Source organism: Lysinibacillus parviboronicapiens (assembly GCF_003049575.1).
In the GTDB taxonomy this organism is placed as follows: Bacteria; Bacillota; Bacilli; order Bacillales_A; family Planococcaceae; genus Lysinibacillus; species Lysinibacillus parviboronicapiens.
The window spans coordinates 37,059-48,829 of the sequence record NZ_PYWI01000012.1 but is presented as its reverse complement, the minus strand read 5'-3'; the positions used below and the strand labels follow the sequence as shown (position 1 = coordinate 48,829).

Sequence of the window (11,771 nt, the reverse complement as noted above, 5' to 3'; positions counted from 1 at the left end):
TTTCTTTAGTACAATATGAATAGCTAAATTAAAGGAGTGAAGTTTTAATGACTCAAAATCTAAAAAATCTAGACCTATCGATTGAACTAGATAAAAAAATGTATAAAAAGAAATTAAAAGTACTCCAATATGAAATGTTAAATGCCCAGCAGTTTTTACTAAACAATAAAATCGGGCTTATTTTAGTATTTGAAGGTATGGATGCTGCAGGGAAGGGCGGTGCTATAAAACGTCTAATCGAACGCGTAGATCCTCGTGGCTATGTCGTGCACCCTATTTCAGCACCTCAGCCACATGAACTTCGCTACAACTATTTACAACGTTTCTGGAGAAAACTACCTCAGCATGGGCAAATCGCAATTTTCGACCGTTCCTGGTATGGTCGTGTGTTAGTAGAGCGTATTGAAGGATTCGCAACAAACAACGAGTGGACTCGTGCATACGAGGAGATTAACCACTTTGAAAAGCTTCTAACAGATGGTGATTATATTATCGTGAAATTCTGGCTTCATGTGTCAGATGAAGAGCAGCTAAATCGTTTTAAAGAACGAGAACAGGATCCTTATAAAGCGTGGAAATTGACAGATGAAGACTGGCGAAATCGTGAAAAAACACCACAGTATATAGATGCTGCAAATGATATGTTCGATAAAACAGATAAAAAGAACGCCCCATGGATTTTAGTGGCAGGCAATGATAAGAAACATGCGAGGGTTCAAGTTTTACAAGAAACCATTGCACATATTGAGCGTGAAGCACAAAAACGTGGTTTACATTTAACAAATGTTTTAGATAAAACCTATTTAGAAGATACTGAATCCTCTAGTATGGAAATGTTGCAAGTGCAATCGGATAAAGAGGAAAAAAATTAAATAATCGGATAGATGCTGTGATAACAAGACATGAACAATTTTAGTTGTAGCAGCATCTTTTTTTACATACAATAAAGTAAAACGGGGATCTTTCATCCCCACTGATTGTAGTGGAAGCATCGGTTTTTTGTCAGTTAATCGCTCACCTAACTGACTCATATTGACCGTTGATGCGGGATGAACATATACTGACTATTATTGGAAGGCTAGTGTGGAGATATGGTGCTTAAAATTTGGAATCTATTGAGGAAAAAGGGTGGAAATGTGGTATCGATTCAAGGGGGAAAATGCTACGTTCGCACATTCCAAGAACAAGATGCACAAAATTTAACTGGTCTCGTAAGTCGCAATAAATACTTTTGGTCTACATATGAACCATTACAACGACCTGAATACTATACAGTAGATGCTCAATATAAAAAAATTCAAGAAAGTTTGTATTTAATGGATTCAAAACGAGAATTTTCTTTCGGTATTTTTGAGCTAGGTACAAATAACCTAATAGGGCATATTGCGCTTTATGCTGTAAAACGTTTACCGTATTCAAGTGCATTTGTTGGCTATGCGATGGATGAGATTTATGTAGGGAAAGGGATCGTAACAGAAGCAGTGGAATTGGTCGTGCGCTTTGCGTTTGAACAAATAGGCTTGCACCGAGTGGAGGCGTATGTTTCGACACAAAATAATGCGTCTATCCGTGTTTTAGAAAAATCAGGATTTCAACGAGAAGGACTTTTAAGAAAGCTTCTGTATATTAATGGGGAATGGGTAGATCACTATATGTATGCCTGCTTAGATGAATCCTAACGAAAATTGAAAAAGATGTGTCTATCATTCGAGATCTCGACGGATAGACACATCTTTTAAATTTTTATACGTGTACGACTACGCGACTGTAAATCCTACCACTATGCACATTAAATTTCTTATATGACGAAAATAGTGTCAGTCACCATGTTGCACAGACATAGAAATTTTTATTGATTCGTGCCGTCTTCTATTAAATCAAGGCGACCTGTATTTGGATCGATTACTAAGCCGTGAACAGGCACACTTTTCACCATAAGTGGATGATTACGAATTGTATCGACACTTTTCTTCACACTTGTTGCTACGTCACCGAAACCACGTAAAAACTCTTTTAAATCTATACCGGAATATTCCATCATTTTAATTGTTTCTGTGCTAATACCGCGATTCACCATTTTGCTTAGCATTGCTTCAGGATCTACTGCACTCATACCACAGTCATAATGTCCTACAACATAGACTTCATCTGCTTGTAGTTCATAGACAGCTACAAGTAAACTACGCATAACTGCACCAAAGGGGTGACTAACTAAAGCACCAGCACTTTTAACGATCTTAACGTCACCATTGCGTAAATTCATAGCTTTAGGTAACAGTTCTACAAGTCGAGTATCCATACAAGATAAAACAACGATTCGCTTATCAGGGTACTTTGTTGTAATAAAAGGCTCATATTTTTTCTCTTGAACGAAATCTCCATTAAACTCTAGAATATCTTTTAACATTGTCATGAAAGATTGCTCCCTTCCCTACAGAAATATTTTAGAGCAAAAATATAAATATGCAAATAATAATGACAATATTCGCGCAATTTTATGATAAAAAAAAGGAGTTTAGTAATTTATTTAGCGAATCGAAATAAAGATGTTACAAAAATGTGAAAAAACAGCTACGGTAAGTAGCTGTTTTGAATAGGCTTAGAATTTTTCGCTTGGCTTTGGATCTACAGTTACTGAAGATTTAGAATCTAAACCAACTTGTAGGTAGTGGATGAAGAATGCTACAGAAATTAATAAAACGACTGAAAAGCCAAGTACAGTTGTGATGAACATTGAAAAGCTCCTCTCTACTAATTAATCTACTAAATTGTTTACTTTTATTATACAATAGGTTGCTATGAAAATCTAAGGATAATTTATGACATCCATAACATACCTTGGCTAGAATACTATAAAACGGTGTCTATTTCTCTAGAAAGCCCAATTGCCATTACGGAAAATTGGTTCAATTTGACCATCTTCCATGATACCATCAATATTCATATTAGCAGAGCCAATCATAAAGTCAACATGTGTTAAGCTTTGATTGAGGCCGTGTGCAAGTAAGTCATCTGAAGACATGTCTTTGCCACCCTCAATACAAAATGCATAAGCGCTACCAAGAGCTAGATGATTCGAGGCATTTTCATCAAATAATGTATTGTAAAATAATAAACCTGATTGAGAAATAGGTGATTGATGTGGGACAAGTGCTACTTCCCCGAGATAGTGAGCACCCTCATCTGTTGCGATAAGTGCTTCTAAGATTTCTTGTCCCTGCTTTGCCTGTACCTCAATAATTCGGCCTTCTTTAAATGTTAATGTAAATTGATCAATAATATTGCCACCATAGCTTAAAGGCTTAGTGCTAGATACATAACCATTTACTCCTGTTTTTAACGGAGCTGTAAAGACTTCTTCAGTCGGCATATTTGCCATAAATGATTGCCCTTGCGTATTGATACTACTACCACCTGTCCATATATGCTTCGCTGGTAATGTGATAGTTAAATCAGTCCCTGTTGCAGTGTAGTGAAGTGTTTTGTATTGTTTGTTATTTAAATGATCAGCTTTGTCGTGTAATAGATGGTCATGTGCTCGCCAAGCATCTATTGGATTTTCTAGATTGGTACGAGTCGCGGCAAATATTGCTTCCCATAATGCATCCATTTGTTGATCTTCAGGAAGATTAGGAAAGACCTTTGCTGCCCAATTTTTTGAAGGGGCAGCAATAACTGACCAGCTAAATTTATCTGATTGCAGTAAGCTACGGTACTTTGCAAGAGCCTGGCTAGATGTTTTTTGGAAGGTCATAATTTTCTCGCGATCAATGCCTTTTAATAGGTCGGGGTTTTGCGACACGATACTTATAAACGCAGCCCCATTCTCTGCTAACCATTCACGTTCTTGAACTTTCCAAGGTGGAAAGAAATCGAATGAGTCTTTTGGTGCTGATTCATAACGTGTACGAACAAGCTCGTCATCAGATATATCGACAAAAACCTGTTTTGCACCATTTTCATAAGCGGTTTTAGTAATTTTTTGTGCTAGTTTTATGTTATCCGTCGAACAACTCATATAGAGATATTGATTTTTCTGGATATTTACTCCTACTTTTACGGCTAATTCGGCATAACGTAGTAAATTTGTGTCAAATGATAATAACAAATTCTTAGCTCCTTTCGAATATGGACAATTTAGTGTACTATTCTTAATTCAATATAATCAAATATGGTCGAAATGTGAATAAAAAGCATTTATTACATCGAAAAATTAGTGAATTACATTTATACTATATTATATCTTTATTTAAAAATATGGAAAAATAGACGACAATAAGAGTGTTAGAAGATTTGGAGGTTCTGGAATGGATATATCGTCAGTAGTAGGGTTAATTATAGCGTTTATAGCGCTATTAGTAGGGATGGTCATGAAGGGTGTAAGCTTAAGTGCTTTTTATAACCCTGCGGCTATCTTAATCATCATCTTCGGTACAATCTCTGCTGTAACAATTGCCTTCCCTATGAAGGAGTTAAAGCGTGTACCTAAGCTATTTAAAATTCTTTTCAAAGAAACTAAATTAGCAGATGATATTGAGATTATTAAAATGTTCTCACAATGGGCTGACTTAGCTCGTCGTGAAGGGTTATTAGCTCTTGAAAGTAAGGCATCAGAAATTGAAGACCCGTTTCTTAAAAATGGTCTTACATTAGCTATTGACGGTCAGAATGCAGATTATATACGTGACGTATTAACTGAAGAAGTAGAAGCTATGGAAGAACGTCATGCAAGTGGTTCTGCAATTTTTACGCAAGCAGGTACATATGCCCCAACATTAGGGGTACTTGGTGCGGTTGTAGGGTTAATCGCCGCATTGGCAGATATGAATGATATAGAAAAACTAGGACATGCGATTTCAGCTGCCTTCATGGCAACATTATTAGGTATCTTTACCGGTTACGTACTTTGGCATCCTTTTGCTAATAAGCTAAAACGTAAATCTGCCATTGAAGTGAAGCAAAAACGCATGATGATTGAAGGCATTCTTTCTGTATTAGAAGGAGAAGCGCCACGTGTTATTGAACAAAAATTATCTTCTTATTTAACGATGGAAGAGCGTCGTCAAATTTCTGGTGAAAGCGGGGCGGGCGGCCTTGGCAAAGAAAGCTAAGAAAAAAAAGCATGATGAACATATTGATGAGTCTTGGTTAGTTCCTTACGCTGATATTTTAACGCTGTTATTAGCGGTATTCATAATATTATTTGCATCAAGTTCGGTCGATCAAGAGAAGTTAGAAAAAATGTCAGCAGTATTCAGTCAGGTATTTGATGGTGGAACGAGTTTTCTAGAACAACCTTCACCGATTCAAACGCCTGATGCCCAAAATGATGAAACACCACAGCAAACACAGCAGAACTCAGCTTATCTAAAGGATCAGCAAGAGTTAGCGGAAATCAAGGACAGTGTTGATAATTTCATCGCGGTTAACGAGATGGAAGGTCAGTTTGCTACCGAAATGACAGATGAAGGTTTGTTAGTAACAATTCGTGATAGTATACTATTCGATTCAGGGAAAGCAACGATTAAACCAGAATATAAACCGATTGCTAAAGAACTTGCAGACGTACTAGTATCAGATCCTGCGCGTAGTATTTTAATTACGGGGCATACTGATAATGTACCGCAATCAAGTTTTGAATTTGCTTCAAACTGGGAATTGTCAGTTATGCGTGCAGTGAACTTCCTGAAAATTATAGTGGGGAGTAATGCGAATTTAGACCCAAGATATTTTAGTGCAAAAGGGGAAGGCGAATACAAAGCCATTGCTCCGAATGACACTGCTGAGGGTCGTGCGAAAAACCGTCGTGTAGAAGTGTTGATTCAACCACTTGTTGCAGAAGATGGATCAGCTACGAAAAATACACAATAAGTAATAAGAAAAGCTATTAGTGAAACGCTTTGCGCTCATAACTAATAGCTTTTTTCTAAATTATTTACGTAATGAGCCTAGTTCTGCAACAATTGCTTGCATTTCACTTGGGCTAAATGTGTCACGTTTCATAACCATTTCGTAGAGATAGACTAAATCTTCATAATTTGCTTCATCGAAATTCTCTGATTTCATCGCATCGACATTTACCATGCGAAGTTTATCTTTCATTTGATCAACCATATAAATAACGTTTTCTTTTGATGCTATTGATAAATCCATTCATTTAAACCTACCTTTCGTAGTCCTCGCAAATATCATTTCATTGAATAAAAAAATTGTCAACACTGTATTTGGGCATTGCTTTAAAAATATGTTGTTGTTGGGTAGAATAAAGGTAGCAAGTTGTTTATTTGTCATTTATAAGGGAATACATGTACACAAGTAGGGGGTTATTAATATGGGACAAAGTAAATTATTAGCATCTATCGTTATCGGTGCCACAGTCGGTGCAGCACTAAGCATGTTTGATCGCGCAACACGTGAAAAAACAGTAGCTACTACAAAAAAGGTGACTGCAGCAGTATCGTATTACGCTACGAATCGTGGCGAATTACAGGATTTAATTGAGGAAAAAGTGTTAGCTGCTCAAGTGCTCTGTGAAAGTGTTACAGAAAACGTCAACATGGTAGCAGAAAAAGTTGATGAATTTAAAGAATTACCTTCCACTATTCAGGGTATGATTAGTGATACAAAATCTGCCTTCTCTTCACCAAATAAAGAATAAGTTGTAGTTAAGGAGGGATTTGCATGGAAAAGAAAAAAGTATCAGCGAATACAGCATTTGGTTTTGTGAAATCGTTTGTCTCTCCAAATGTTGATTCTGTAGATATCATGACGTCAAAGGGCTTTGTACAAGATTTACTCTTACGTATACAACGCGTGGAAATATCGGCCCTTGCCGCACAACTCGCTTATTTCTTTTTACTATCATTCTTCCCACTACTTATTTTCCTCGTTACACTGTTACCATATCTAAATTTAGAAACGACGCAAGTCTATTCTTTTTTAGTGAATATAGTGCCAGATGAAGTATACAATTTAATTGAAAGTACATTAAATGAGGTATTAACAAATCGCAATAGCAGTTTATTATCCATTGGTGTTCTTGGTACAATATGGTCTGCCTCGAAGGGAATTAATGCATTGATCAGGGCTTTAAATAAAGCCTATGATACGGAAGGTAGGGTAGGCATCTTAGAGCGAGGGTTATCGCTTGTCTTTACAATTGCCTTTGTAATCGTCATAGTTGTTGCCCTTCTATTACCGGTTTTTGGACAACAAATCGGTCATTTTCTGTTTTCGATAGTTGGAATAGAAGAAGAATTTCAATCACTTTGGCATAATATACGCTTGTTCATGCCACCATTACTCATCTTTGTGGTATTAATGGGGATTTACTGGTTTGTGCCGAATACAAGTCCGCGCTTGAAAATAATGGGCGTGTGGCCGGGGGCCTTGTTCTCTACACTTGCCTGGTTGGCATTAACATACGGTTTTTCTTTTTATATTAGTAATTTTGGAAATTATTCTGCTACATACGGTAGTATTGGCGGTGTCATTATTTTAATGCTTTGGTTGTATTTTACTGGTATGATTTTGATTTTCGGTGGTGTTTTAAATGCCTCAATGCAAAAAAGAGCATTGCAAAAACAACATGATTAGTAACGTACATGGCAAAAAATATTAACAGCCTCACTATCACAGTTCTGTGATGTGAGGCTGTTTTTTGTAAAAGGAATACTATTACTAGAGTTCAGGAAACGCTCCGATTACACATTTTTATTGAGCATACGTAAGCCATTTAATATAACAAGAATTGTACTACCTTCATGTCCAATCACACCTAGTGGTAAATCAACAACTTGTAAAAAGTTTGAGGCTATTAACAGGATAATGATACCGATAGAGAAAATGATATTTTGTTTTACAATACGTTGCATTTTACGCGATAGGCGAACAGCGTAGGCAATTTTAGATAAGTTATTTTTCATTAAAACTACATCAGCAGTTTCTAAAGCGACATCTGTACCTTCTCCCATTGCGATGCCAGTAGTCGCAGTGGCTAATGCTGGTGCATCATTAATACCATCTCCAACCATGCCCACATATTTATGTTGACGAAGAAGATTTTTCATTTCAGTAACTTTTGTTTCAGGGAGACATTCTGCTACATAATCATTCACACCGGCTTCTTTCGCAATGACCTTCGCTGTTTTTTCATTGTCTCCTGTGAGCATCACTACATTAATGCCTAACTCTTTTAGCAATGTAACGGCTTTTTTAGCTTCATTACGAACAGTATCCTTTAAAGCTGTGAGTGCAACGATGCCTTCGCTGTCGCGGATGAAAATAACTGTTTTTCCCTCTGCGGCGAGTAACGCGGCAGCACCATTTGCAAATGCGTGGGCTTCTTCTATGCCTACAAAATCTGGTTTGCCCACTAAATATTCCGTGTCATTGACAAAGCCCTTTATTCCCCAACCAGGAATGTCTTCAATAGTGGTCTGTGCATAATGCGTAATACCTTGTGCTTTTGCATATGAAGTGATTGCTTGTGCTAATGGGTGATTCGACTGTGCTTCGATACTCGCAAGGATGCTCATTGTCGTATTTCTATCCAATCCTTCACGAACGATGAAATCTGTTACGACTGGTTTTCCTTGTGTTAAAGTACCGGTTTTATCAACTGCTAATGCACGTAAAACACTTAAATGCTCTAAATGTAAACCACCTTTAAATAGCACACCATTTTTTGCACCATTTGAAATAGTCGCTAGTGTTGCTGGCATTATTGATGCGACAAGTGCACAAGGAGAGGCGACTACTAAGAGAACCATTGCTCGGTAAAATGTTGTTGTCCAGTCCCAAGCGAGTAAAAAGTGCGGAACAAACATCATAAGTGCAACAGTCAGTAAGACGAATTTTACATAAGTACCTTCAAACTTTTCAATGAATTGCTGAGAAGGTGATTTTTCACTTTGTGCACTTTGTACAAGGCTAATAATTTTTTGGAACAATGTTTCAGAATTTGGCTTTGTCATTTCCATTGTAATGGCACCGTTTAAGTTGACTGTTCCTGCAAATACCTCATCGCCTTCACGTTTAGCAACTGGGAGAGGCTCACCGCTAATAGCAGACTCATCTATAGAAGACTGCCCTTTGAAAATCACACCATCTGCTGGTACACGTTCGCCAGGTTTAATAAGGAGATGGTCACCGATCGTTAATGTAGTTACAGCAACTTTCATTGGTTCAAAGCCACCACGTACTAGCCAAGCTTCCTCAGGTTGCAAATTCATCAGTGCAGAGATTTCACGGTGACTTTTATTCATGGCATATGTTTCTAATGCGCCACTTACAGCAAAGATAAAAATCAGTATTGCTCCTTCTGTCCAGTATCCAATTGCTGCTGAGCCGATTGCCGCTAACACCATAAGTAGTTCAACATTCAACTTTTTCTCTGCGAGCGTTTCTTCAATGCCTTCTTTTGCTTTTGCAAAACCCCCAACAGCAAATGCAATAATATATAAAAGAACAGAAGCGGTTGTTTGGTTGTTCGTATCTAAACGCCATGCAAGTAAAATGAATAATCCAGCTACGATAGCAGCAATTAGTTCAGCATGTTCTTTTGTTTTCTCAATTAGAGTAATATTTTCTCGATTAGTATATTCCATCTTTATCCCTCCTGATAATGAAAATCAATATCAAAAACCTTATTAAACAAAGATAACATGCTTGTTTATGGTCAGAATTCAATTTAAATTTCTTTTATTTAATTTAGAATTATTATAACAAAGGGAATTGGAAAAAGAAAGTAAGAAGTTCGAAAGTATTGTAAAAGCTGGTGATGAAACATTCATTTATTTAATTCATTACCACAACTATAGAGATGCTTTCTGTTCCAGCTGAGGCTTTGCGACGGTGCCATCCGGAGTCAGCCTTAAACTTAGAGGGCATTTCTCCGTCTCAATCCATACATTATCGTTAGGTAATTTACTCATTGTTTTTCTAACAGCTTTTTCATTAAATAGAAAAGCCATCTTTGTAATTTGTCCAGCATAGAAAAAGGCACAGAGTATTCACTAGGAATATTCTGTGCCTATAAATTTTGTGTATAAATAGCAATTAGCTATTTGTGAAAAAAAGAATAAAAAAGTATCGCTTATTTAAAAGTTAGAAAATACGTTCAGCGTGAAGCGCTAGTTTTTCTAAAGAAGATTTGTCCACATCAGCATGTAAAGAGTTGCCGTGAGAATCCATTGTCACAACTGCTGTGAAGCCTTCAACATTTAAGTGCCACATAGCTTCTGGAATACCAAATTCCATTAAGTCAACGCCATCTACACCTTTAATGCAGTCTGCGTAGTACTGAGCAGCACCACCGATTGCATTTAAGTAAACGCCACCGTGTTCGCCAAGAGCTTTTAATGTTTTTGGTCCCATACCGCCTTTACCAATGACAGCACGGATACCAAATTTTTTCATGATATCTCCTTGGTATGGCTCCTCACGGATAGAAGTAGTTGGACCAGCAGCCTTAACTGTCCAGTTGCCTTCTCCGTCTTTTGCCATTACTGGGCCACAGTGATAAATAACTTGTCCGTTTAGATCAACTGGTGCATCATGACTCATTAAGTGATGGTGAATTGCGTCACGGCCAGTATACATGCGACCGGTAATAGAAACAACGTCACCCACTTTTAATGCACGAATTTGTTCTTCAGTAATAGGAGCAGTTAGTTCAATTACATCTGTTGAAGTTTCTTCTGTTGTTGCAGCAACTTCATTTTCTTTAAATGTAATTTTTTCACCATCTTGGTAGTGCCAGTTAATGATTTCAGCTGTTTCAGGATTAATGTCGATTGCCATACGACGGTATGCCCAACAGTTATACGCTACTGATACGTAGAAAGAAGCAGGGATACGGTGCATAACGCCGATTTTACAGCCTAGTAATGTTGCTTCACCGCCGAAGCCCATTGTACCGATACCGAATGTATTTGCAGTTTTTACTACATACTCTTCTAGTTTTGCAAGATCTGGATTTGGGTTTGTATCTTCTACATGACGGAACAATTGTTCTTTTGCAAGATCATATCCTGAAGAACGGTCACCACCGATTCCAACACCGATGAATCCTGCTGAGCAACCTTGGCCTTGTGCTTGGTATACAGAGTGAAGGATACATTTGCGGATTCCATCTAAGTCGCGACCAGCACGGCCTAAGCCATCAATCTCACATGGTAAGCTGTACTGAATGTTTTTATTTTCACAGCCGCCACCTTTAAGAATTAATTTAATTGTAATATAGTCTTTTTCCCACTGTTCGAACTTCATAACAGGTAGACCATCACCCAGATTATTACCACTGTTTGCACCAGTTAATGAATCAACAGCATTTGGACGTAATTTAGCGTCAGCAGTTGTGTCATTAATAGCTTTTTTAATGGCTTCTTTAATTTCTAATTGGTTTACCCCAACAGGCGTGTAAATTTTGAATGTTGGTAGCCCAGTATCTTGACAGATTGGTGATACATTATCTTCTGCCATAATAATATTATTTGAAATTGTGTCTAAACTCATTGCTGCGCGTGTGCCAGCATTTTCGGCTTCTTTGGCCTTTTTAATAGCACGACGCACGTCTTTAGGTAAGTTCGTAGACGTTTCTGTAATTAAATCATAAAGACTTTTCTCCAAAGTTTGTAGATTCATTTGGTATTGCCCCCCATAGAAAAAATTGATTATTTCCACATTACATTATACTCTTTTAAACTAATGAAAAAAAGAGTACTTCTAATAGTACTAGGAAATAAGCAGGATTCATAGAAAAGATACTT

The 11,771-nt window shown here is 37.3% G+C and carries 12 protein-coding genes; 6 read left to right on the top strand and 6 right to left on the bottom strand.

Going from position 1 to position 11,771, the window contains the following annotated elements:
• The first annotated feature begins 47 nt into the window (after positions 1-47).
• Together C9J35_RS11940 and C9J35_RS11935 are read left to right on the top strand one after the other, a co-directional pair.
• The gene (locus C9J35_RS11940; protein WP_107924682.1) at positions 48-872 is read left to right on the top strand and encodes a polyphosphate kinase 2 family protein; all 825 of its coding nucleotides are present in this window, start codon (positions 48-50) and stop codon (positions 870-872) included.
• Between the two features lie 219 nt (positions 873-1,091).
• On the top strand, positions 1,092-1,679 hold the full coding sequence (locus C9J35_RS11935; RefSeq protein ID WP_054767673.1) for a GNAT family N-acetyltransferase: 588 nt from the start codon (positions 1,092-1,094) through the stop codon (positions 1,677-1,679).
• Between the two features lie 170 nt (positions 1,680-1,849).
• On the opposite strand, the gene C9J35_RS11930 is transcribed toward C9J35_RS11935, so the two are convergent.
• The 3 genes from C9J35_RS11930 to C9J35_RS11925 form a co-directional block, all read right to left on the bottom strand.
• Positions 1,850-2,413, bottom strand: a complete 564-nt coding sequence (locus tag C9J35_RS11930) for a beta-class carbonic anhydrase (RefSeq protein WP_107924681.1) — start codon at positions 2,411-2,413, stop codon at positions 1,850-1,852.
• 186 nt (positions 2,414-2,599) lie between these two features.
• Complete coding sequence (locus C9J35_RS24535) at positions 2,600-2,734, bottom strand: hypothetical protein (RefSeq protein ID WP_268807923.1); 135 nt, start codon at positions 2,732-2,734, stop codon at positions 2,600-2,602.
• A gap of 138 nt (positions 2,735-2,872) precedes the next feature.
• Positions 2,873-4,108 (bottom strand): aminopeptidase, encoded by a 1,236-nt coding sequence (locus C9J35_RS11925; protein ID WP_107924680.1) that lies wholly within the window; start codon positions 4,106-4,108, stop codon positions 2,873-2,875.
• Between the two features lie 199 nt (positions 4,109-4,307).
• On the opposite strand from C9J35_RS11925, the gene motA reads away from it, so the two are divergent.
• Together motA and motB are read left to right on the top strand one after the other, a co-directional pair.
• Positions 4,308-5,111, top strand: coding sequence for a flagellar motor stator protein MotA (gene motA / locus C9J35_RS11920; RefSeq protein ID WP_054767674.1), 804 nt, complete (start codon positions 4,308-4,310; stop codon positions 5,109-5,111).
• Positions 5,095-5,871 carry a flagellar motor protein MotB gene (gene motB, locus C9J35_RS11915; protein ID WP_107924679.1) on the top strand — a complete coding sequence of 259 codons (777 nt, stop codon included), beginning with the start codon at positions 5,095-5,097 and terminating at the stop codon, positions 5,869-5,871. The genes motA and motB overlap by 17 nt, the downstream gene beginning before the upstream one ends.
• 60 nt (positions 5,872-5,931) lie before the next feature.
• Here motB and C9J35_RS11910 read toward each other — a convergent pair whose 3' ends face one another.
• On the bottom strand, positions 5,932-6,153 hold the full coding sequence (locus C9J35_RS11910) for a DUF1128 domain-containing protein (protein ID WP_054767675.1): 222 nt from the start codon (positions 6,151-6,153) through the stop codon (positions 5,932-5,934).
• Between the two features lie 178 nt (positions 6,154-6,331).
• Between C9J35_RS11910 and C9J35_RS11905 the strand changes: the two genes are divergently transcribed.
• Together C9J35_RS11905 and C9J35_RS11900 are read left to right on the top strand one after the other, a co-directional pair.
• On the top strand, positions 6,332-6,658 hold the full coding sequence (locus C9J35_RS11905; RefSeq protein ID WP_054767676.1) for a hypothetical protein: 327 nt from the start codon (positions 6,332-6,334) through the stop codon (positions 6,656-6,658).
• 23 nt (positions 6,659-6,681) lie between these two features.
• Entirely contained in the window at positions 6,682-7,596 is a 915-nt protein-coding gene (locus C9J35_RS11900; protein WP_107924678.1) for a YihY/virulence factor BrkB family protein, read from the top strand.
• Between the two features lie 107 nt (positions 7,597-7,703).
• On the opposite strand, the gene C9J35_RS11895 is transcribed toward C9J35_RS11900, so the two are convergent.
• Positions 7,704-9,608 carry a heavy metal translocating P-type ATPase gene (locus C9J35_RS11895; protein ID WP_107924677.1) on the bottom strand — a complete coding sequence of 635 codons (1,905 nt, stop codon included), beginning with the start codon at positions 9,606-9,608 and terminating at the stop codon, positions 7,704-7,706.
• A 499-nt stretch (positions 9,609-10,107) separates the two neighbouring features.
• The gene (locus C9J35_RS11890; protein ID WP_107924676.1) at positions 10,108-11,646 is read right to left on the bottom strand and encodes a fumarate hydratase; all 1,539 of its coding nucleotides are present in this window, start codon (positions 11,644-11,646) and stop codon (positions 10,108-10,110) included.
• Positions 11,647-11,771 lie beyond the last annotated feature (125 nt).